The 22,679-nt window shown below is 47.2% G+C and carries 19 protein-coding genes, 4 tRNA genes and 1 pseudogene; 15 read left to right on the forward strand and 9 right to left on the reverse strand.

The window, feature by feature from the left end:
- Window positions 1-155: 155 nt before the first annotated feature.
- The 5 genes from pgsA to CX664_RS20480 all read left to right on the forward strand — a co-directional run bounded on the left by pgsA (window position 156) and on the right by CX664_RS20480 (window position 1,353).
- A complete protein-coding gene (gene pgsA / locus CX664_RS20460) occupies window positions 156-719 on the forward strand; it encodes a CDP-diacylglycerol--glycerol-3-phosphate 3-phosphatidyltransferase (RefSeq protein ID WP_101748528.1) in 564 nt (187 codons plus the stop codon).
- 132 nt (window positions 720-851) lie between these two features.
- Window positions 852-927, forward strand: a tRNA-Gly gene (locus tag CX664_RS20465).
- Window positions 928-1,035: 108 nt separating this feature from the next.
- A tRNA-Cys gene (locus tag CX664_RS20470) sits at window positions 1,036-1,109 on the forward strand.
- 60 nt (window positions 1,110-1,169) lie between these two features.
- Window positions 1,170-1,256 (forward strand) — tRNA-Leu (locus tag CX664_RS20475).
- Between the two features lie 23 nt (window positions 1,257-1,279).
- Window positions 1,280-1,353: transfer RNA gene (locus CX664_RS20480), tRNA-Cys, on the forward strand.
- A 15-nt stretch (window positions 1,354-1,368) separates the two neighbouring features.
- Here the strand turns inward: CX664_RS20480 and CX664_RS20485 are convergent.
- The 6 genes and pseudogenes from CX664_RS20485 to CX664_RS28305 form a co-directional block, all read right to left on the reverse strand.
- Window positions 1,369-2,181, reverse strand: a complete 813-nt coding sequence (locus tag CX664_RS20485; RefSeq protein ID WP_244910701.1) for a protein DA1 — start codon at window positions 2,179-2,181, stop codon at window positions 1,369-1,371.
- Between the two features lie 45 nt (window positions 2,182-2,226).
- Window positions 2,227-2,424: pseudogene (locus tag CX664_RS28300) on the reverse strand (LIM domain-containing protein); the annotation flags it as partial.
- 73 nt (window positions 2,425-2,497) lie between these two features.
- A complete protein-coding gene (locus tag CX664_RS20490; RefSeq protein WP_101748530.1) occupies window positions 2,498-3,610 on the reverse strand; it encodes a tyrosine-type recombinase/integrase in 1,113 nt (370 codons plus the stop codon).
- A complete protein-coding gene (locus CX664_RS20495; RefSeq protein WP_101748531.1) occupies window positions 3,607-4,686 on the reverse strand; it encodes a coiled-coil domain-containing protein in 1,080 nt (359 codons plus the stop codon). The genes CX664_RS20490 and CX664_RS20495 overlap by 4 nt, the downstream gene beginning before the upstream one ends.
- Before the next feature lie 393 nt (window positions 4,687-5,079).
- The gene (locus CX664_RS20500; RefSeq protein ID WP_020583484.1) at window positions 5,080-5,409 is read right to left on the reverse strand and encodes a MarR family winged helix-turn-helix transcriptional regulator; all 330 of its coding nucleotides are present in this window, start codon (window positions 5,407-5,409) and stop codon (window positions 5,080-5,082) included.
- A gap of 377 nt (window positions 5,410-5,786) precedes the next feature.
- The gene (locus CX664_RS28305; RefSeq protein WP_420810382.1) at window positions 5,787-5,900 is read right to left on the reverse strand and encodes a hypothetical protein; all 114 of its coding nucleotides are present in this window, start codon (window positions 5,898-5,900) and stop codon (window positions 5,787-5,789) included.
- An 82-nt stretch (window positions 5,901-5,982) separates the two neighbouring features.
- On the opposite strand from CX664_RS28305, the gene xthA reads away from it, so the two are divergent.
- From xthA to CX664_RS20530, 6 genes are all read left to right on the forward strand, one after another.
- Window positions 5,983-6,801 (forward strand): exodeoxyribonuclease III, encoded by an 819-nt coding sequence (xthA, locus tag CX664_RS20505; RefSeq protein ID WP_101748532.1) that lies wholly within the window; start codon window positions 5,983-5,985, stop codon window positions 6,799-6,801.
- Window positions 6,802-6,925: 124 nt separating this feature from the next.
- Complete coding sequence (locus tag CX664_RS20510; RefSeq protein WP_146000179.1) at window positions 6,926-8,134, forward strand: hypothetical protein; 1,209 nt, start codon at window positions 6,926-6,928, stop codon at window positions 8,132-8,134.
- 276 nt (window positions 8,135-8,410) lie between these two features.
- Window positions 8,411-9,520, forward strand: coding sequence for an efflux RND transporter periplasmic adaptor subunit (locus CX664_RS20515; RefSeq protein WP_101748534.1), 1,110 nt, complete (start codon window positions 8,411-8,413; stop codon window positions 9,518-9,520).
- Between the two features lie 6 nt (window positions 9,521-9,526).
- Window positions 9,527-12,625, forward strand: coding sequence for an efflux RND transporter permease subunit (locus tag CX664_RS20520; protein WP_101748535.1), 3,099 nt, complete (start codon window positions 9,527-9,529; stop codon window positions 12,623-12,625).
- Window positions 12,626-12,713: 88 nt separating this feature from the next.
- The gene (locus CX664_RS20525; RefSeq protein WP_101748536.1) at window positions 12,714-12,974 is read left to right on the forward strand and encodes an AbrB/MazE/SpoVT family DNA-binding domain-containing protein; all 261 of its coding nucleotides are present in this window, start codon (window positions 12,714-12,716) and stop codon (window positions 12,972-12,974) included.
- Window positions 12,974-13,303 (forward strand): type II toxin-antitoxin system PemK/MazF family toxin, encoded by a 330-nt coding sequence (locus CX664_RS20530; protein ID WP_101748537.1) that lies wholly within the window; start codon window positions 12,974-12,976, stop codon window positions 13,301-13,303. The genes CX664_RS20525 and CX664_RS20530 overlap by 1 nt, the downstream gene beginning before the upstream one ends.
- A 45-nt stretch (window positions 13,304-13,348) precedes the next feature.
- Here the strand turns inward: CX664_RS20530 and CX664_RS25875 are convergent, their stop codons facing one another.
- A complete protein-coding gene (locus CX664_RS25875; protein ID WP_180966569.1) occupies window positions 13,349-14,146 on the reverse strand; it encodes an MOSC domain-containing protein in 798 nt (265 codons plus the stop codon).
- A 142-nt stretch (window positions 14,147-14,288) separates the two neighbouring features.
- Here CX664_RS25875 and CX664_RS20540 point away from each other — a divergent pair, with 142 nt between their 5' ends.
- Window positions 14,289-15,098, forward strand: a complete 810-nt coding sequence (locus CX664_RS20540) for a TatD family hydrolase (RefSeq protein ID WP_101748538.1) — start codon at window positions 14,289-14,291, stop codon at window positions 15,096-15,098.
- A 156-nt stretch (window positions 15,099-15,254) separates the two neighbouring features.
- On the opposite strand, the gene CX664_RS20545 is transcribed toward CX664_RS20540, so the two are convergent.
- A complete protein-coding gene (locus CX664_RS20545; RefSeq protein WP_244910702.1) occupies window positions 15,255-16,133 on the reverse strand; it encodes a cation diffusion facilitator family transporter in 879 nt (292 codons plus the stop codon).
- A gap of 125 nt (window positions 16,134-16,258) precedes the next feature.
- A complete protein-coding gene (locus tag CX664_RS20550) occupies window positions 16,259-16,507 on the reverse strand; it encodes a glutaredoxin family protein (RefSeq protein WP_101748540.1) in 249 nt (82 codons plus the stop codon).
- 137 nt (window positions 16,508-16,644) lie between these two features.
- On the opposite strand from CX664_RS20550, the gene CX664_RS20555 reads away from it, so the two are divergent.
- From CX664_RS20555 to CX664_RS20565, 3 genes are all read left to right on the forward strand, one after another.
- A complete protein-coding gene (locus CX664_RS20555; protein ID WP_101748541.1) occupies window positions 16,645-18,612 on the forward strand; it encodes a cation:proton antiporter domain-containing protein in 1,968 nt (655 codons plus the stop codon).
- Window positions 18,613-18,734: 122 nt separating this feature from the next.
- Window positions 18,735-20,342, forward strand: coding sequence for a hypothetical protein (locus tag CX664_RS20560; RefSeq protein ID WP_101748542.1), 1,608 nt, complete (start codon window positions 18,735-18,737; stop codon window positions 20,340-20,342).
- 421 nt (window positions 20,343-20,763) lie between these two features.
- Window positions 20,764-22,329, forward strand: coding sequence for a hypothetical protein (locus CX664_RS20565; RefSeq protein WP_146000181.1), 1,566 nt, complete (start codon window positions 20,764-20,766; stop codon window positions 22,327-22,329).
- The last annotated feature ends 350 nt before the right edge of the window (window positions 22,330-22,679 follow it).

The following is a 22,679-nucleotide window of genomic DNA, read 5'->3' on the forward strand; positions in this document are numbered from 1 at the left end:
CACCGAAGAGCAGGACTGTGTACCGTATGCCCTGCTTTGATTTCTGGGATCATCCCGAAAGAGCAAGGCGCTATGTCAAACCGTCCCAATACCGTCCCAAGGCTGCCAGCTGCATGCTTCATAGCCTTACAGCACAAGGGCTTAATTAAGTAGTTATGAACGTCCCGAATTTTCTAACACTAACACGAATTGTTCTGGTCCCATTTCTCGTCGTTATTTTTTATCTCCCATTTGAGTGGAGTTACCTTGCCTGTGCTGGAATATTTGCTTTCGCTGCCGCAACGGACTGGTTTGATGGGTATCTTGCCCGTCGGCTCAACCAGACAACCCCTTTCGGCGCATTCTTTGACCCGGTTGCTGATAAAATAATGGTTGCCACGGCGCTGTGCCTGCTGATTGATGAGTTTCGTGCCTTCTGGATGACGGTGCCGGCTCTGATCATTATTGGTCGGGAGATCGTCATCTCGGCCCTGAGAGAGTGGATGGCTGAACTGGGTAAGCGGACCAGTGTTGCCGTGAGCATGATCGGTAAGGCGAAAACCATGGCTCAAATGGCGGCCATTACCTTACTGCTATTATCGCCAGTGCCTGTTGATTCCTGGATTGGTTTACTTGGTATTGTTTTGCTGTACCTTTCGGCAATTCTGACACTATGGTCCATGTATATTTATCTGAAGGCTGCCTGGCCAGATCTTTCTCCGTTCAATAAGCCTGACTGATGTGACGGAAAGCGGTTGACATCAAAGCAAAAAAACCTAAAATACGCTTCGTGTTCGGGCGCTGACAGGCAGTTAGCCAAAGTCGTCTAGCTTTGGTTCTTGATTATCGATTGCCGATTTTCAAAAAAGCGTGCGGGAATAGCTCAGTTGGTAGAGCGCAACCTTGCCAAGGTTGAGGTCGCGAGTTCGAACCTCGTTTCCCGCTCCAATTATTCAGTTTATGTTATTTAATTGCATAAATACGAGCACGATACATTGAAGCTTTCAATGTTCAGGTTTGTCTCTTACATCAAGAACAGACCAGGCTCCAGATTTTGGCGAGTTAGCAAAGCGGTTATGCAGTGGACTGCAACTCCATTTAGACCGGTTCGACTCCGGTACTCGCCTCCAGAATAAAATTACAGGCTGAGTCTGTTTTTTTATACTTTTACTCTGTACTATTCAAGTACTGCCCGAGTGGTGAAATTGGTAGACACAAGGGACTTAAAATCCCTCGATCGCAAGATCGTGCCGGTTCGAGTCCGGCCTCGGGCACCAAACATCTTTCTTCTTTTCAGAAGGGCGAGTTAGCAAAGCGGTTATGCAGTGGACTGCAACTCCATTTAGACCGGTTCGACTCCGGTACTCGCCTCCATTTCTTTTCCTTCCTTTAAAAAAAGAAAGAACTCCAGCGGCCGGGGAATTTCTGTTTATCCCTGATAAATTCCAGTAGTGTGCTCAGCGGCATATGCTTCAATGATTCTCTGGCCTCCCGAAATCCATCGCCATAAATTGGGTCGGCACTCAGCTCTATCTGCTTTTTTCGAAATTCAGCATCTTTGGTGTTAAGGTTTGTTAACCAGATATACTCCATTAAAACGCACATTCCTTCCTCTACCTTCAGCGGCAGATTTTCATAATAATTGTAAAAAAACCAGGCATGGGTGAGCTCATGAATCATTACGGTTCGGAAATGTTCTTCCGGCAGATTGATCTGGATTAAAATGCAGTCAAAATTTCTGGCTAATATCTGTCCTTTCCGGTGAGTTGTCGTGGTTCGGGTAACTCCCAGAATGGGGTGATTATCATGAAAGTCATGATGGCTGGCGTCATTTAGTTCATCACGGCCACAGAGTTTCACAGGTGTTTGTGTCGAGTTAAGACTAAGTCCAACCGATGCCAGGGCTGAGCGCATTTCAATAGCAATGCGGTCCGCGCGCTCCTGGGTAGAAACGCCATTGAGACTGCATTTGTTGCAGATAACAACCCCGTCGGGATACTGCATACCGCCATTGGTGAGATTTTCACAAACAAGCCGACTGCAGCTGGAACACTCCGGATGCCCATCATGGTTATTGCAAAAAGCATTGCCCCAAAAGTCCACAAAGTAGTTTCTGGTGAGAGGGTTCCGACAGACAGAGCAGAGTGGGGCGGTCTGCTTTTGTGCGCAAATCGGGTGCCAGGCCATTTTATCAAGTTCCACATAGTTTCCCTTGACGGGCTTTCTGCAACTCGGACACCTCAGGCAGTCAGGATGAAAGGCCCGGTTCCTGAATACGACAAAAGCCTTTCCTGCGAATGGCTTCCTGCAGCCACTGCACCTGAAACACCCCGGGTGCCAGCGCATACCCATTGCCTTAACGCATTGGCCTTTGAGTGGTTTTTTACAGCCCTGGCAATAGTTCATGACCTTCCCTGATGTATGAGTAATCAGTCCCCAGACCATTTACGGAAGAATTCCTCCTTTATCACTGGTAAAAACAATTCTTCATGGTGATATGGTCTTCTTTTCAGCGTAATCAGATATGATGATCGGCAGCCATCTTTTTCAGTCTACTTGCTTCTGCATGGTAATACTGGCTTGTGGTATTGATTGAATCATGACCTGCAAATATAGCAAGGTCTTCGATATCCATTTTTCGAGCCAGGTGTGTCAGCGCCGTATGGCGCAGGGTGTGAAATGGCAGCCCCTGTAATCTGTGCCTGATATCCGGTGAGGCCTTGCTCTGGCAATTTTCCATAAAGGATCGCCACCAGAATCGAAGCCCCCGGGCTGAAAGCGGGGTGATCAGCCCCCCGGTTTTGCGTGTTTTTGGTGCCAGGGGAAAAGGGTCTCCGTACAGGCCTGAGAATCCATTCATGCGCCTGTATTCAATGATTTGCTGTTGAAGCACTTTATTCAGGGGAACCTGCCTTCTTTTTCTGCCCTTACCCAAAACACTGAGATAAAAACCGTTGTCATTATCGGGGTGTATATCTGAACAGGTATGCCCGGTCAGCTCAGATTCCCGTAAAGCCAGCCCATAACTTAAAGAGAGGATAAGGCGGGTTCGGGCTGATTCCATCCGTTCTCTTTCGGTGCCTATTGGCAGGCTTGCCAGGCACTCTTTAATAAATTGCCACTCATTATCATAAAAATATCGGATGATGGTGTTGCCCCGGGCCACCTTTTCACCCGACCGAATAAGTGATGCGGCTGGATTGCCAGCGGTATAACGATTTTTCTCCAGAAAAGAGAAAAAAGAGGACAGCACATCAATAACCTGATCGGTGCTTTTTCCCGGCTTGATGGGTGACCTGAACATAATCCTCTCCGGCTGACCGGGAAGGATACCAGGCATTAGCCAGCGCGGTGGTAAGTTCTGGATAAAGCTGACATAGGCTTGCAGGTGTTTAAGGCGCACATCTTTATACCCAATTCGCAATTCAAAGTATAAAAACGCTGTCAGTCTGGTTATTTCTCGCTCATAACGGCGCAGGGTCTCTTCTGAGCGGGCCCCGGACTTGTTCAGGAAAAGCACCATTGCTTCACCATCATTGCCTGCTCCCATCATGTTGTCATTTGCACCATGATGAGCGGGCAGGGCGGGGAGGGCATTCAAAAAAACAGAAGGGTGAATCGGCTGGCTCACTGCGCTACCTCAGGAGTATCGGTTTTTTGAGACAGTGCTTTTTCAAAAGCCTCGGCAATACCACGGGCTCTTTCAAGTTCAAGTCGAAGAGTGCTGATTTCATCAAGTCGCTCTTCTGTTTCCAGCAGCCGACTCTCCAGCTTTTCTTTATCTGAAATTGCGGTCCTGTATTGCTCTTGCATCATATTGGATTCCCTGGCTCCCACCAGAAGGTTGCGCACTGCGCCTAATAGATTGCCCTGATCACTGTCCAGCAGCACCATTAGCTGATTAGCAAGCTGAACCGTGGCTTCTGTCTTGCTTTTCTCTGAAGACAGGCTGTTTCTTTCTTCGCAGACCTGAATATATGCCTTCGACTTGCTGTCCAATCGGCTTTGCAGCTCCAGATTGTGTTTTTTTAACTCCTGCTGTTCCTGGAGCTGGTTGCTTATCTTCTTTTCCAATCCCTGCTTTAACCTTCTCTCATCATCGACCACGCCAATCCAGTGATTCAGTTGCTCCTGGCTCCGTTGATCCATCTGTTTCTCCAGGTTACTGACGGCCTGAAGATGAAGGGCTTTTTGCTCAGCAGCCGCAGATTGCAGTTGTTCAGTTTGTCTCTGTTCTGATTTCAGCAGTGATTCCAGTTCTTTCAGGTCCTGATTTCTCTGCTGCAAACTGAGTCTGGTAGCATCGAGCTCTGCACCGATCTGCTGAACCTGAACCTGAAGTTCAGAGTTGCTGCGGGACAGTTGACTATTCTTTTCCAGCAGTTGATTCAGGCTTTCCTTTAGCTCATCGATCTCCTGGTTAGCGGCCTCTGTAAAATCCCGCTGCTCTTCGGATAACTGATGCTTCCATTGGGCAATTCCTCTTTTCAGGCCTCTGACCAGATCCTCCGGCAATTCAAGCTCTTCGGCTTCGCCCAGAGCGCCTAAATATCGCCATTCATTGTAATAAGGCAGCACAGTCTGCTTCCCCATTTTTCCGATGCGGGCGACTTTGTCGGCGTTAATTCTCTCACCTTTTTCTTTCAAATCATCAAGGATGCTGAAAATGTGCTGCCTTCTGACTTTGTCCTGCTCTGAGTTCTTCATATTCGCTGTAGTATCCCAAAATATAGAACCAATAATACCGGTATTGTAATACCAGTATTATCAGTCTCACAATATAAAACTTTACTGCCGGTAACTGAACTTACCGGCAGTAATTTGTATTTGATAGCGAATATGGGTAGCAATAGACAGAGGGCAGAGCCTGTTGACGTTTTATTGGGTAATTCGACGTGTCGTTGCGTCCCTAAGACGAGACCGGGTTGCTTTAGGAATAAGTGAGGAAGATCCGGATTTCTCGACAGCCCTAAAATGCCGAAGAAAAATGAGCGGTGGAAATAGTGAGGATAAGAATAGAGGAGAGAAGGGTTAGGGCCCTAAAGAGTAACTTCTACAATACTCCCACAACCGTGTAGAGCCCTGGTGATACTGGCTTGTTCATTTCAGATATCGAGCTTTCTGCTTGATTTTTTCCACCAGTTTTTTGCCTTTGGCCGTCAGCGTCAACTTGAAATAGCGACCATCATCTTCGTGCTGAACCTTTTTGATCAGCCCCAGGCCAGGCCTGTCGTGCCGTCCTTCACCCAGACGTTTCACGCTGACCGCGATATCACTTGGGGTGCCACAGGTGAGCTTTTCAGCATTGACAAGATCTGTAATGGTTTCCCCGGGGTTTTCTGCAACCACGAGGAGAATTTGCCATTGGATAACCGTCAGTGGTTGTTCCTGCATCAACTGGGTTAATTTGATAAGACCTTTTAAAGTCATTGGCAGTTACCTTTCTCTAGTTAGTTATGAGGTTTGTTGTGGACTAGTAGCGTCGTTTACTTTCCATGCTATTAGGCTTAAGCCTAGTCTGTACAACTGTTACGGCGACTGCTATACCAGAGTAAATGTTAGACAGTTTTCTACTGTTATAGCAAGTTTCCGTTCACAGTCGTTAAACATTTCGGCAATGAGTAACAAAACTGTTACGTTAGGAAACAAACGCTCAGAGGGCGATCCTTTCAGTCATGGAGCATCCGGATCGTCATTCAACCCGCCAATTATTACGACTGAAGGCGGATAGAGCACGATGACGTCTAATGAGCAGTGTCTCCTTAATATTGGTAAAGTGTTAGACAACGATTTTTGGAAAAAATTCTCTAAAAAAATACATTACGTATATTTTGTCGTGAATAAAGCCCATGACAGGTGTTATTTTTTCTGAGAGACAGTGTTTGTGTCGATGATATTAATATTCGCATAATATATATTATGTTAAATTAGTAATATTGGTTACACCCTCTCGATGGCAACACCCAGACAACTCTGAAACTGCCCTAAGGTTATGATAAAACGATGAAAATAGTCAGTTTTAATGTAAATGGTGTGAGGGCGCGCTTGCATCAACTCTCCCGGGTAATTGATGACCATAGTCCTGATCTGATAGGCCTTCAGGAGATTAAAGTATCTGATCAAGACTTCCCGGTGAAAGCCATTGAGGATCTGGGCTACAGCGTCTTGTATCATGGCCAGAAAACCCATTACGGCGTTGCATTACTCAGTAAGACGCCTGCAGTGAGTGTTCAAAAAGGATTCCCTACGGACCTGCCTGACGCCCAGCGTCGCGTTATTATTGGCGACTATGAGTTGAACGGGCAAATGTTGAGAGTCATTAATGGCTATTTCCCCCAGGGAGAAAATCGCAGCCACGAGACCAAATTTGCCGATAAAACCAGGTTTTACAATGATTTACAGGCTTATCTGCAAAACTCCTGTTCCCCCTCCTCCAATATTTTAGTGATTGGTGACTTTAATATCTCTCATACAGACCTGGACATTGGCATTGGTCCCGCTAATGCCAGACGATGGCTAAGAACCGGCAAATGCAGCTTTTTGCCAGAAGAACGGGAATGGTTTGACCGACTTCTTGAGTGGGGGCTAACTGATTGTTTCAGGGAGCTATATCCTGATGAAGACAATCTCTTCAGCTGGTTTGATTACCGTAGCCGTGGGTTTGACAGTGAGCCAAAGCGTGGCTTGAGAATAGATTCTATTCTTGCAACCAACTCTTTAATGCAGATATGCCAATCCATTTTTATGGATTATAAAATCAGAGCCATGGAAAAGCCCTCTGATCATGCACCCGTCATCGCTGAATTTTCTGAGTTAATATAAATTATTTTTTATAAGATATTGAGAATCTTTATTCTGTTTGCCATGTGATAATCATTCGTATTTGCATCTTGGCAAAGCCTGACTATTCTAACCCCATTCAATAACAAATGATTGGGATATAAATATGAACGCTTTGCAAAAAGGCAGAATGCTTTTTATCATTCTCTTTGTTTCTCTTCCCGGGTATTGTCTGGCAGGACTGGATGACGGTGTAAAAAAGCATGAAATATCATTAAATTACCTGGGTAAGGGGACATTTAAAGGTCATATTTGTGTGCAATGCTCTGACCAAAATAATGCTTGTGAATCTGTCCTGGAATTTGAACAGGATGGTGATTTTCCATACCTGCCCTCTTTAGCAGAAATGAAGTTTCAGGGGCACTTTCAAAGAGATTTAAGTGACTTATCAGAGCTTGGTTCCATCACCGTACAAAAAGACAGCAGGGAAACCAAAATTCCGTTAGGTATTGATTATGATGAACTGTCGCTTGGTGATAAAGACAATCCGACCACCAGGACTGTGATTGCGCATCTACACCCGTCCTTAATCCATCATGCCAAAAAAGAATTAGACAACATTACCGAGGCAGCGGACTACCTGACGGGTACAACCAGGAACTCCCAAACCCTGCACTTATTTAAGCCGGAACCACACAACCTTTCATTTAAAGATTCAGAGAAGCTGGCAAGCTCTGTCCATGGCGATTTTATGGTGTTGGATATTGGTGAAAGTTACTCGATGGTCCTTATATTCAACCAGGAAAATATTCCGGAATGTATCTACGTACTTGATCGCTGGAAACTGTACAGAGATCCAATATTCAAAACCATCATCGGCTATGGTGATCTGGTTGGCCTGGTGTTGCACGGCATGGACTTTATCAAATACAGCGGCTCATTGCTGGGCATAACAAGCCATGGTCATCATCATTCACACTTTGCCTTTATGAAAAATCTTGCCGGCTCTGTTGGCATTGGACCCACGGCGTATCATACCTTGACCAGTCTGATAAGTTCCGGTTTCCATATTGCCGAGATAATTGACCATAGCCATGGTGTCAGTGAATTTATCAGTGGTGGTCAGAAGCACTACCATGATCACCATCATGGTGCATGGGAAAACCTCTTTGGTCACATGCATTTAGCGCATACGGTTGTGGAAATGATTGCCGAGCCTTCTCTTGCCCATGGGCTTCAAACGGTTTTAACCTTTGCCAGCTTTGGCTATCACCATGTGCCACATCATTATTATGAACACCCAATGTCGGATGTTCTTCGTCCGGTATTATACTCCCTGGGGCAATCTACTCCTGATGCTAAAACTGTGAACTAACGCATTCCATTCACTCAGAACTCTGATCACTTCAGAAATGGTGGTCAGATTCTCCCCTTTCCTTTCATCACCCGGTTGAACTATAAGAAACTGGTCGCATTTCTTATGGGATATTGCGAGAATTCCGGATCTTATGGATACTAATACGCGTCCGGCGTTGTACTTTTTATAAATGATCCTTATCAGTGCTTCGGTAACTCGCCGGATAGACGATGAAATACGTCAGGGCAATGACTGCCAGCTCAGAATAAAAATATGATACTGGGGTAAACAAGAGTGCAAAAGTTAGTCAATGTGAACGGCTCATGGTTAGCCGCCAGTGTTATAGCGGTTGGCATTGGTATCTACCTGCTGACTGCGGATGTTGTTAATATTAACGACGCTGAAAAAGTCAGCCCTCCTTCCCGGGATAGTCTGGAAAATGCGGTTATTCCCGTCGTCCAGGCCTCTCACTTTGAGCAATCACCGGTCAATCGCACACTGACACTTTATGGCACCACGGAAACTGACCGGACCGTCACAGTCAGTGCTGAACTGGCAGCCCGGGTTATTAATATCAGTGCTGAACGTGGTCAGCTGATGGCGGCGGGCGACGAAATCATCCGGCTACGTGAAGGCAGTCTGAAGGCTCAACTGAAGTCTGCTGAAGCTCGTGTCAGACAAGCTGAGCAGGATTACCAGTCAGCCCTTATGCTGCAAAAGAAAAAACACATTGCTGATAATCAGATTACTCAGCTAGAGGCTTCCCTGGCTGAGGCGCTGTCGCAAAAAGAGCAGCTCCAGACGCATTGGGACAATACCCTGATTAAGGCCCCCGTTTCCGGCATTCTTAACAAGCGCTATGTGGAAGTTGGTGACTTTATTGATAAAGGAAAACCGGTGGCTGAAATTCTCGACCTTGACCCACTGGTGGTCCATGTCGATGTTCCCCAGAATCACATTAATTATTTTACCTCCGGCCAGAAAGCGGTTGTCCGGTTTCTCGGTGGAGCAACCAGCGAAGCCACTATCCGGTTTATTGATCGACAGGCTGATCCATCAACCCGGACATTTTCTGTCGAGCTAACCATCCCGAACCCTGATATGAAAGTTCCCGCAGGCCTCAGCGTTGAAGCCGACCTGTTGATGGAAGCAGTTATGGCACTGGAAATAAGTCCTGCATGGCTTGCGTTGAGTGAGGAAGGCGAACCGGGGATTAAATGGGTGACAATGGACAATCGGGTCGAGTTCACCCCCGTAGATGTCGTCAAGTCGGAAAGTGACCGCCTCTGGGTGACAGGCATTCCCGAACAGGCCAGGGTCATTACCCGTGGTCAGGGCTTTGTTCGGTCCGGTGATCAGGTTGATGTCATCAACCCTGATGTTTCTCTGGTTGCCGGGGAGTAATGGCCAATGCAAAGTCTGATTGCTGCATCACTCATGCGGACCCGTACGGTCATGATGCTGCTGGCGTTAATCCTGATGACCGGGCTGGCCAGCTATCTTACCATTCCCAGGGAGTCGAACCCTGATATTACGATTCCGGTCATTTATATCTCCGTATCACACGAAGGCATCTCGCCGGAAGATGCCGAACGGCTGCTGGTACTGCCCCTGGAGAATGAACTCAGGGCGATAGAAGGTGTAAAGGAACTCAAGGCCACCGCATCCCAGTCCCATGCCTCCATTACTCTGGAGTTTATCGCCGGACTGGATACGGATGAGGTCCTTGCAGACGTCAGGGATAAGGTTAACCTTGCTAAAAGTAAGCTGCCACAGGATACCGATGAGCCCATTATCAACCAGATTTCCTTTGCCAGTATGCAACCGGTGATTACGGCGGTACTGTCTGGCAATTTGCCCGAGCGCGCACTGGTGAGAATCGCCCGGGAACTTAAGGATGTACTGGAATCCAGAAAGCAGATTCTGGAGGTGGATATCGCCGGAGACCGAGAGGAAGTGGTTGACGTTATTATTGATCCTCTCAAGCTGGAAAGTTACGGGCTGGTGCCTGCGGATGTGATCAATCTGGTCTCCCGGAACAACCAGCTGGTTGCTGCCGGCAACCTGGACAATGGTAAGGGACGGTTCTCGGTCAAGGTCCCTGCTGTCTACAAAACCGTGGCTGATATCCTCTCCCAACCCGTCAAGGCGGACGGTGATCGGGTCATTACTTTTGGTGATATTGCCAGCGTTCTCAGTACCTTCAAGGACGGTGGCGGTTACGCCAGAATGAACGGCAACAACAGTATCGCCCTGGAAATCAAAAAGCGCCCCGGGGAAAACATTATTGAAACCGTGATGCTGGCCAAAGCCATTATTGCTGAAGGCCAGAAACTGGCACCGAAAACCCTGAAGGTTGACTATGTGGGTGATCAGTCAGTGGATGTGGTGGATATGGTCAACGACCTGCAGAACAGTGTTCTGGCGGCCATCACTCTGGTGGTAACGGTGATTGTCGGGGCGCTGGGCCTGCGCAGCGCCGTGTTGGCAGCCATCGCCATTCCCGGCTCTTTTCTGACCGGTATTCTGATCATCGCCATGATGGGCTTAACCATTAATATGGTGGTCCTGATCTCGCTGATGATCGCCGTTGGTATGCTGGTTGATGGTGCCATTGTGGTCACCGAATATGCCGACCGGAAAATGAGTGAGGGGGTTGCCCGCAGGCAGGCCTATCAGGAAGCCTCGTTACGCATGGCATGGCCAATCATCGCGTCCACAGCCACTACACTTGCGGCCTTTTTCCCGCTGATGTTCTGGCCGGGCATTATGGGTGAGATGATGAAGTACCTGCCATTAACCCTGATTGCCACCCTCTCTGCATCTCTGGTGATGGCGCTGATTTTTATCCCAACCATCGGTTCCCTGATAGGTAAGCCCAGAAAACTCAGTGAGCTGGAAAAAAAGTCCATCACCGAAGCGGAAACCGGAGATTTAAACAATGTTCCAGGTTGGGCCGGTGTATATATACGCACGTTGTCCAAAGCGATCCAGCACCCTTTAAAAATACTGTTCTCTGGTATGGCGATGGTGGTAGCCATTTACTTTGCCTTTATCAGTTTTGGCAAAGGCATTGAGTTCTTTCCTGATGTTGACACCAATAACATCATCATCAAGGTGCGCGTGAACTCCAGCAACCTGTCCATAGATGAAAAGGATGAGATTCTGCGACGTGTGGAAGCAATCCTGCTGCAACAGCCAGAATTAAAAACATTGTATGCACGAACCGGTGATAACCAGGAAGTGGGGACCATCCGCCTGAATATGGTGGACTGGAAATATCGCCGGAAAGCAGCCCTGGTGGCAGAAGAGATTAATGAGAAGCTTGCCCATTTCGCAGGTCTTGATATCACCGTTGAACGAAGAAAAGATGGCCCTCCCCAGGGTAAACCCCTGGAATTGGTGGTCAGTGCCAAAGACCTTGATGTCCTCCACGAGACCGTGGGCAAAGTCAGAACGGTTCTGACCGGCATTGATGGCTTTACCAATCTGGAAGACGACGGCCCTACTTCCGGCTATGAGTGGCGCATCGATGTAGACCGTGCCGGAGCTGCCCGCTATGGTGCCGATGTCAGCAGTGCCGGTGGTCTGGTACGGATGGTGACCTCGGGTTTAACGGTGGGCGGTTACCGTCCGGATGACAGCAGTGATGAAGTGGACATTCGTATTCGTTTTCCTGAGTCAGACCGCCACCTGGAGAGCATTGATCAGCTCCGGCTGATGACCCCGGCGGGCCTGGTCCCCATCAACAACTTCACGACCCGGGAAATTGCCCCCAAGGTTGACAGTATCAAGCATCTGGATGGTAAAAGAACCGTTACGGTCAGTGCCAACCTGGCCGAAGGCATTCTGCTCAATGACCTGCTGCCCGAGTTGCAGGCCAAGCTTGATGCATTGGAGGTGCCACAGGAAGTCAGCTTTACCATCAAAGGACAGAATGAAGATCAGCAGGAAAGTAGTCAGTTCCTGATCAAGGCATTCGCGGTTGCCCTGTTTGTGATGGCCATGATTCTGGTGACTCAGTTCAACAGCTTCTATCAGGCATTCCTGATTATGTCAGCGGTGGTACTGTCTACCGGAGGTGTATTATTTGGCTTGCTTCTGGCAGGAAAACCCTTTGGCATTGTGATGTGCGGTATTGGGGTCATTTCCCTGGCGGGTATCGTGGTCAACAACAATATCGTGCTGATTGATACCTACAATGTGTTGCGCAAACAGGGCATGAAGGCCGAAGAAGCGATTCTCCGAACCGGTGCCCAGCGTCTGCGACCGGTGATGTTGACCACCGTCACTACTATTCTGGGCCTGATGCCAATGGTGCTCTCCACCAATATTGATCTGTTCAACCATCGACTTGAGATTGGTGGCCCAACTGCCCAGTGGTGGAATCAACTATCAACATCCATTGCCGGGGGATTGGCCTTTGCCACTCTGCTGACACTGGTTCTGACGCCCTGCCTTCTGGTGATCGCAGGTCGCAGGCAAGATAGAAAGATGGCACAGAAATGATCTTCAAGAGTGAAAGGTATATACATTTGTTGACACTTTTCTGACTGCTATCTAGTATCTACATAGATAGATACTAAAAAGGTTTTACATGGAAACTGAAATCAAGCGATGGGGTAATAGCGCGGCTGTGCGATTACCCGCTAAAGTTCTCGCTAAAGCTGGCCTTGAGGTAAATAGCAGTATCACGATTGAAGCAATTGATGGTGAGATCGTTATCAAACCTGCCAGCTCCCATAAAGAGTACACAATGGACGAACTGCTATCAGCCAGTCCTGCCAGTGCCTTCATTCTGGATGAAGAAGATCGGGAATGGCTCAATGATGCACCAAAGGGAGAGGAGCTTCTGTAATGGCGTATATTCCCGAGCGTGGCGATGTGATCTGGGTTGACTTTGATCCAACGCGAGGCGTGGAAATACAGAAGGCTCGGCCTGCACTGGTTTTATCTCCAAAAGCATTTAACCAGAGGACAAAGCTGGTTCTGGTAGCACCTGTCACCTCCACTGCCCGTGGTCATGCCTTTGAAGTTTCAATAGCGGGCAATCAGGTTTCCGGGGTTGTAGTGTGCCAGCAGGTTCGAACGGTAGATTACCAGGCAAGACACATAAAAAAGGTGGAAAGGGCTTCAAAATCGGTCGTTGATGAGGCTTTGGCAAAGGTCAGGGCTATTGTGGCCTGACGAAAAAAGACATCAGGCAATAGCATCTGCTATTACCTGAATAACTCAATATTCCAGAATCGAAACTTTATCGCCTATCCGGATAATGCCTTCCCGATCCGGAGTAAGGTTCTGGCCAAAGATAACCCCCATTTTCGTTCGACGATATTGCGCCAGCGTAAATAGTGGTTCCCTCCCCTCTTTCTGTCCGGTTTCAGGGTTGACAGTGGTCATTACACACCGTGAACAGGGTTTGGCTACCCGAAATGTGATCTCTCCTACCCTGATCACTGACCAGGTGTCTTCTTCATAGGGCTGTTGACCACTGATAACAATATTGGGACGGAAGCGGGACATCGGCACTGCATCAGTCAGGCGTTGATTCAAATCAGCCAGAGATGCTTCATTGGTGAGCAGGAAAGGGAAACCATCGGCAAAGCTGGTGTGATCCTCTGGCCGGGAGTATCTGGTATCGGTTGGTCTTATTGATCGTTCCGGCTGATAAAACAGCCTGCATTGTATAGCCAGGAAATCACTGAACCACTGGGCAGCAGCATCCCCGGCATCCAGTGCCTGACAATCGTCTTTCCAAACCGTTACTGTGTAAGAGCAAGCGCCCTCCTCCGGTATCGCTACATAGAGGTTCTCGACCGCTGGCCGGGTAATCAGTAATCCCCCATCAACAATGGATGTGACCACGGTTGCCAGCTCTGGATATTGCCGTTGAGTGATAAACTTGCCATGTTCATCCGTCAACAGCCAGCGGCGATCATGCTCAAAACCTCTTCGGGTGACATGGGCGCTTTCCAGGGGTATTCCCCTGGTTGATTTGATTGGGTAGATCGCCAGCCCGGTGACTTGCATCCGCCATTGCTCCTGTAAATTTTTTAGCCTGAAAATATTAGCGCCTAAGGATACGGCTATTGCCTGTTGATGAGAACCTTGTTTATAAGCAGAATCAACAGCAAAATATCCGGCAAACATACGGGTTATAACAGGATTCTCAATGACACAGCAGCTGGTGGATATAGGCGTTAACCTCAGTGATAAGGCTTTTGACCAGGATCGTGATGAAGTTGTCAGTCGTGCGGTTGAGCACGGTGTTACCACCATGATCCTCACCGGTACTTCTTTGACAGAGTCACAGAAGGTACTGGGGCTGGCCAGAAAATATTCAAAACACTGCTTTTGTACCGCCGGTATCCATCCGCATGGAGCCAAAGATGCCAATACCCAGACCTTTAAAGAGCTGAAAGCCTTATACAGTGAACCAGAGGTGGTGGCCGTTGGCGAAACCGGTTTGGATTTTAACCGTGACTTTTCCCCACGGCCTGTTCAGGAGAAAGTATTTGAGCGTCAGTTGGAGCTGGCTATTGAGTCTGGCCTGCCACTGTTTTGCCATGAGCGGGATGCTTCAGAACGTTTTGCAGATATCATTAAAAATTACCGGGATCAGGTCAGCAAACTGGTTGTACACTGCTTCACAGCCGATAAGAAAGCCCTGTATCGATATCTGGACCTGGACTGCCATATTGGCATTACCGGTTGGATCTGTGATGAACGACGGGGAACCCATCTTCTCCCGCTGATGAAAGATATTCCTGCAAACCGATTGATGGTGGAAACCGATTCACCATGGTTGCTGCCAAGAACATTGGCGAAAAAGCCGAAAAACCGGAGAAATGAACCAGCCTTTCTCTTTGAGGTTGTGCAAATGATCGCCACGCACACCGGGCAATCCCCGGAACAGGTTGTCCGGCAAGCCAGGGCAACATCACTGGAATTCTTTAATCTCCAGGAGGCTGACCGAGAATAGCGCCCGTCTAGGCGACCCCGTAGCGAGGATGGCAGAAAATTGAGGATAAAAAGTCGGAAATTTTTAGTGAATAGTGGTTCTATTTACTAAAAATTTCCGACTTTTTAGACCAATTTGCTGCCACCGCAGTAGGGCAGTCTATTCTCGGTCAGCCTCCTAGTGATCATGCCCTTCCGGGTCAAGATGGACAATAACATCCGCTTCGGGCAGGTAGTCAAGCACTGCCCGCTTGGCCTGAACGCCGAGATCGTGGGCATAGATCAGCGGCGTATGTGGCTCAAGATCCAGATGCATCTGAATAAACGGGGTTGAGCCGGACATCCGGGTTTTAACGTCATGAATACCCAGAACACCGTCAACCGAGAGGGCCCGTTTCTCAATTTCCTGAAGTTCTTCCTCAGGCAGTGCCTTGTCCATCAACTGCTCGATGGAATCCCAGGCAAGACTCCTGACACTGAACAACATATAACCGCCAATCAGCAGGGCAAGAACATTATCTACCTGGTGATAGCCATAGCTGGTGCCAATCAGCGCAGCCAGCACCGCAATATTGGTCAGAAGATCCACCTGATAATGCAGTGAGTCCGATTTTATAGCCGCTGAGTTGGTTTTTCGGATGACATAGCGCTGTATGGATAACAGGATCAGTGTGGCAATGATGGAAAAGACCATCACCACAATACCGGCGCTTTCATTTTCCAGCATCACGTCCTCACCGGTTATCCGGTCAAGCGAGTTAAGCACCAGAACAATGGCCGAACCACCAATAAATGCTGACTGAGCCAGAACGGCAAGCTGCTCAGCCTTGCCATGGCCAAAGTGATGGTCTTCATCCGCTGGCGCAATGGCAATCCTGACGGCAAATAATGTGATCAGGGAGGCCAGAATATCCATGGTGGAATCCAGCAAGGTAGCCAGCAGGCTCATGGAGCCGGTCATAAACCAGGCAATAAGTTTGGCAATGATCAGCAGGCTTGCCGTTGCCACTGAGGCATAGGTTGCCAGTTTGAGGAGGCGGTTTTTGTCGTCAGACACGTTCTTTCCAGTGTTACTGTCATTAAGCCCGGACGATGCCATCCTGGCACGCGATTCTCGTCTTTGAGCCAGAGCGTAGTTAATCATGCGATCCCTGCCAATTAACAACCGTCGATGTTGCTATCCTATCCTGAAACGGGGGTTATCAGCCACTGATTCAACGCCTCAAGGGTAAATGGCCAGCCAAGTTCCCTGCCCTCTGCTGACGCGATGACCGGAATCCGGACACCATAACGATCAACCAGACGATCATCCTCACTGATCTCGACAGCTACCCATCGGCAAACCTGCTGCTTTTGCAGAAAATTGAGCATTTGTTCAGCTTGTTCACACAGGTGACATCCGGAAGTGGTATATAAAGTCAGTTGAATCATAAACTATTCCCTAAAAAGGGTGTCTATCATAGCGATAATATAACCGTAGAGTTAGTAAAGATTACGTAGATATAACTACAGTATGATGTTTTTGCTTATACTCTCTCTGGGCATTAATAAATTCAGCTGGCGATCCCATGGACTTTACATTTTTCAATCAACTCATGCTTATTCTGGCTCTGTCAGCCGTCACTATTGCCTTTTTCAAGCGATTCCAACTGCCGGAAAGCCTGGGTTATTTATTTGTCGGCATCATTCTTGGGCCAACAACTTCCGGACTGATACAGCAGGACTTTGATATTGCCCTGCTGGCCGAGATCGGGGTGGTTTTCCTGCTGTTTACCTTAGGCCTGGAATTCTCCATGAAAACCATTATGGCCATGAAAAAAGAGGTATTTGGCCTGGGTGGGTTGCAGGTACTCCTGACAGGCGTCGGCATTTTTGGGGTTCTGATCGCTTTTGATTTTGCCGTACTCACATCCTTTGTCTGTGCATCGGCACTGGCGCTCTCCTCCACCGCAATTGTCTCCAAGGAACTCACCCAGAGTAACGAAATACGTTCCCGCCAGGGGCAACTGGCCATCGGTGTCCTGCTATTTCAGGATATTGCCGCCGTTGTCTTTCTGATTATGATTCCTGCCCTGATCGGTGGAGGCAGTGACTCCATCGCCTCTTCCCTCGGGTTTGCCTTTGCCGAAGGGGTTGTGTTTGTGGTGATCATGCTGGCCATTGGCAAATGGGTTCTACCCCTTATTTTTCACGAAGTTGCCAAGGCCAGGTCTGAAGAACTGTTTGTTCTTATGGCATTGGTTATTGCCCTGATGGCCGCCTGGCTCTCTCACGCAATGGATTTATCCATGGCGCTGGGCGGTTTTGTGGCAGGCATGATGATGGGTGAGAGCCACTACAAGCATCAGGTTGAAGCCGATATCAAACCCTTTCGGGATGTGCTCCTCGGGCTGTTTTTCGTATCCGTTGGCTTAATGCTGGATATGGATGTGCTGGTCACTTTCTGGAAAGAGATTCTTCTGGGTACGGTAGCATTGATCGTCTTTAAGTTTCTGGTGATCTACACCCTGACCAGAACCTTTGCCGAGAGCAAAAATATCTCCCTCAGAACCAGCCTGTCACTGGCCCAGGGTGGCGAGTTCTGTTTCGCCCTGGTTGCCCTGGCATCGCAATATGGTGAGAGTGGCGGCAACCTGACTTCTGTTGTACTCGCGATTACCATCTTATCGATGATCATTGCGCCGCTTCTGATCAGAAACAGCAATGCCATCGTTAAACTGGTCAAGTTCGATAAATCCGAACAGAGTATTCATCGGATAAAAGAAGAGGAAGTCCGCAAGCAAACTGCCCATATACACCACCATACCCTGATCTGTGGTTATGGCCGTGTCGGGCAAACCATTGCCCGCTTTTTGACCCAGGAAAACAAAGCCTATGTTGCCATTGATGATGACCCTATTCATGTACATGAAGCGGGTCTTGCCGGTGATCCGGTCTTCTTTGGGGACTGCAGGAAGTTAGAACTGCTGATGGCGGTTGGACTGGAGCGGGCAAGTCAGGTGGTTATCTGTATCGACCGCCCCGAAAATGCGCTTAAAATCCTACAGGCTGTTCGACAGCAATCGCCCGAGGTTCCCGTTCTTGTCCGCACGCGGGATGACAGTCAGTCCGACGCATTGAAAAAGGCCGGGGCAACGGTGGTTATTCCAGAGGTTCTGGAGTCCAGCCTGGTCATTGTCAAGCATGCCCTGTTGATGCTGGGTATGAACCCTATTCGTGTTCGTCAAAGAGTCCATGAAGCCAGAACCAAAGGGTATGAAATCCTCAACGGCTTTTATCCGGGCATCAGTGATTACCTGCTGGAGAATGATACGAAAACTTATCGCCACGCCGTTACCCTGGGCAAAAAATGTGCGGCAGATCAGAAAACCATCGAGTCTCTTGATTTTAAAGGTACAGACGTTTCAATTGTCGAGGTCCGTCGAGATAACATGGTGCTGCAACCACAAGTCGGAATGATTTTAAATGCCGGTGATATTGTGGTTTTGACTGGAAGCAATAGCGATATTTCTCACATTGAGAAACTTTTTCACTAATTTATTGCCTAATAATAAGCAAACAACAATTATAATCGTCAGATTATTTCAGGCCCCTGGCCTGAAATAGTTAACCTTAGATTGAAATGGCAATGGAATGCCTCCCATTCAGGATGGTAGGTATGCCAAGAATAATTGTGTCCAATGACCCCTTCCAGAGTTTCCAGACCCTTCGATTTGCCGGGTTGATATCCTTGATTGTCTTATTGTGCAACTTCTCACTGGCTTGTGCTTCTCATCAAGATGAAGTTTACCTTTTATCACCAGACAGTAATTCTGATTTAGAAATAGTAGCTTCAGAACAGCAGGAAATCACAATTGCCATTGATACCAAAGATCTTGAGAAAGATCTTCAGGGTAAAATTCCTGTACAAATTATTTTGGAAAATGAGAGCCTGTTATTTGAAAATGGTGAGCAACAGATATTTTGGCACGATCAAATCAATGCACTGAAAAAAGAAAATAATAATAGAGTTAACCACAATGAGCTGATTTATTTAACGCTCACGCCAGAAGCAAGCCACCTCAACAAGATTATAAAAATCAGAATAAGAAAAGAGAAAGATCTTTCCAGGTTATCAGCCCTTGCTGCATTTTTCCCTCAAATGATTCCTGTTATCTTCATGGATGAAGTTACATTCGGTCCAAAGCCCGTTATTTTCTACGAAGCACTCATGAGATGGAATTATAAGCTATTGGGAGGTGATCTTGTTAAATCGATTCGAAACCTTGTTCTGAGCCAAACGTTTGGTAACCACAAATCCTTGGCAACGCAATGTTCAGCAGATTTTATTGAAGGGTTCCTGCTTTTTGAAGCTGCCAATTATGGAGAAACTTCGGCATCGTCCAGAACCAAAAGCCAAACCATCCGGGCTTATGTTATGAGTGCCCCCTTCAAAAGGCTGATGGACTGTATCTCAAACACAGTGGCATCAGCACTGTTTGATATCCAGAAAAATCACATTGGTGACGAGTGGCAATATTTGCAAGGACTGAACAAAGAGTCGATCAATGGCCTGGCAAAAATCATGGTCGGCTATGGCTTTAATACCTTTGCTTTTGAGGCGGGAGACTTCTTTAAGTTACTGAAGCAAACCATTGGTTTTTCTAATGCAATTGAGGATCTTGCATTGCAGAATGAACTGGACCGGTCAATCGTTAAAGCCACTCAGTATACTCTTCATGCAGGGTATGAAGATTTCTTTAAGGGCCAACTCAAATCTCATAATGTTAATGAGCGCTACGCTCTGCCAATGGCCACAGGTGCAGGGGTTATTGAAATCCTGCTGAGGCTGTATGCCCAACAGGGGATGTCAGGCCGGGACCAGACTCATCAGGTGCATTCATTGACCAAGCGGGCCGAAGCAATAGGAGTATCGTTCAATAAATCCCTGGCACTGCCGGAATTATCTGAACTTCAACTACTGACACTGGGTGTCGCAATACCTGCTGTTATTTATGGTGCATTTAAATTAACCACTGGATCTGATGTTTCATCTCCGTTGTTTAAACTATTTGACGCCACTTATGAAGGAATGGTGCTTGGTGCTGCCACGCATTTATTGTCCCCTGTTCTTCAGAGATATGGTATTTGGGCAGCGCACACTGTACAAAAGCCAATTCTTCAATTTATGGAGGCAGAGCCTGGAAGCTGGTCAGAATATTTTCTGGCAGATACGATTCGTTACCGTATAGATGTGGTTGCTGAAAATCAGCAGTCAAAAAACTGATTTTGATAATAGATGTAAATCTTTATCAATCCATTTATGGGAGTGCAAAGGGAATAAAAACAAATTTTGTATCCCAATTCATTATGATAAAAAAATATTAAATTCGTTTAAAATATTTGAAAATTTTTCTCTACAACAGAGATAACAACTTTAAACAATGTTATTCCAGATTTTTCTGTGGCAAAGGAGAGCCTGTCTACTTAGGTGCTAAATAATGGCTTTTCTATCATCCTTCAAATCCAGAAAAAAACCTGAAACATTTAAATCAGATACGACTGCTTATTATCCCCTCCCCCTGCTGCCCCTCGTATCTGAGTTGTTTAACAGTAAAATTTTTCTGATATTTTTTATCTTCTCAGTTTTTCCTGTTAATTCTTTTGCTGTTAATATTTCGAAGCTATCTCCCGGCAATAACAATTCTGTGGAGATTACAGTAAAAGACAACACACCACTTCAGCTGGAAATTGATACCGAGATATTAAAAGAACAAATTTACGGAAAAATACCCATACGACTTCAATCAGAACATGATCAGGCTTTTTTCAGTTCAGGAAACGCAGAGTCAAATAAAATGTATTGGCATGACAAGGAATCTTCTGTTGTTGATAATGGGAAAATTCAGCGTGCAAATAATGATCGGTTCATTAATCTGACACTGAACACCACGGATGAAATGGTGGGTAAAAAAGTAAAAATCATACTTGAGAAAGAGGAGAACCTGTCCAGGGTAGCAGCTGTGGGAGCTTTTGTTCCTCAGGTGGTCCCCATTATTGCCATGAACATGGTAACCTGGCAGCCACACTCATTCTGGCAAAATCTTTTACGCTGGAATTATTTACTTCTGGGTATTGATGTTATTCATTCAATCCGGAACCTTGTCCAGAATCAGGTGTTTACGGATACTGACTCTCTCTTTGCCCAATGCGCTGCGGATTTTGTTGAAGGCTTTACCGCATATTCATTACTGGCGAATCATGGCGGAAAGGTGCCCGGCGATCTGCACAGACCATCAGCGGCGGAGGTAAACACCGGGAAAATTGAAAAAAACGTAATTGAGATGAGCAAGACAGAAACGTTCAGACTATTCATGAGGACAACACCCACCAATCGAATGCTTAACTGCATGTCTTCCGTTGTTGGCAGTTCACTGAAGACGCTACATAACGAAGGTCGCTTGCATCAGGTCTTTGGGAAATGGCCCATGCTCCATAGCCTGAATGATGAAACCATTGACGGTATTGCCATGCTGATGGTCGGGTATGGCCTGAATATGATTGGCAACGTTCCCGGAGGTGCGCTGTCTTTAATTCGAAATGACCTGGGCTTTGACCATTTGCCTGACCTTGCCGGTGATTTTAACAACTCGATAAAGACCAGTATTCAATACACCATTCACAATGGCTATATGACGTACTTTAAAGGCAGGGGGTGGGATGCAACGTCAGCTTATGCTCTTGCCTCAGGAGCCGGGTTGCTGGAAATCGGGTATCGTTTTTACCAGTTAAATGAAATGATACCGGCAGGCCAGGATGAACGCCTGAGCCTTTCAGATTCAGACGACACAAGCCTGATCACCAACCTGCAGCATCAGATAACCTCTATTGGTGAGCGGGCGGAGGCGATAACTTCATCAGGATATCAACTGATCCCTCTGCCCGAAAACATCAGAGGCTATGTAGTTCCTGTAGCAGCAGCAACCATTCTTCCGATAGCAACCTATTACGCCATGAATGGGCTATTGAATTATTACACTACCGGTGGCTTGAATATTGCCTTGCAAAGGGCAGTGACATCCGCAACCAATGGCCTGGTTCTCGGTGCAATGGCTTATGTGTTACTGCCCTATGTCAAGGATCTGGGGGCCAGAGGTACCCAAATGCTGGCTGATCAACTGGTATCATGGACAGATGCTGATAACGATAGCTGGATCGGCTACTTTGCAGCCAGAGATACCCAATACAGGATCAGGGTTATCGTCCTCAATTAGTCTTAAGTAGTTGGCCAAATGGAATCGTATTTTCTGGCTAAGTGGGCAGTTACTATGCAAGGCACAACGTAGGGAGCATAGCCGTAGCTATGTGACCGTAGTTGTAACGCCGCAGAGTGACTGTCCACTTAGTCAGAAAATACGATTTCATTTGGTTAACTACTTACCTGTTTGCCAACTGAAATAACAAGATCATAATATGTTAACAGTTAATAAAGAGAGTTGGCTGATGTCAGAAAGAAAAGGAACAGGCATTAAATCAGGTGGTGTTGAGTGCGCTGGACTGAATAGCCAGTACATAAAGATGCCCAGGCAGTTGGCGACGATATCCCAGAACGATGCGTGAAAAA

This window comes from Endozoicomonas acroporae, from assembly GCF_002864045.1.
Taxonomy (GTDB): domain Bacteria; phylum Pseudomonadota; class Gammaproteobacteria; order Pseudomonadales; family Endozoicomonadaceae; genus Endozoicomonas; species Endozoicomonas acroporae.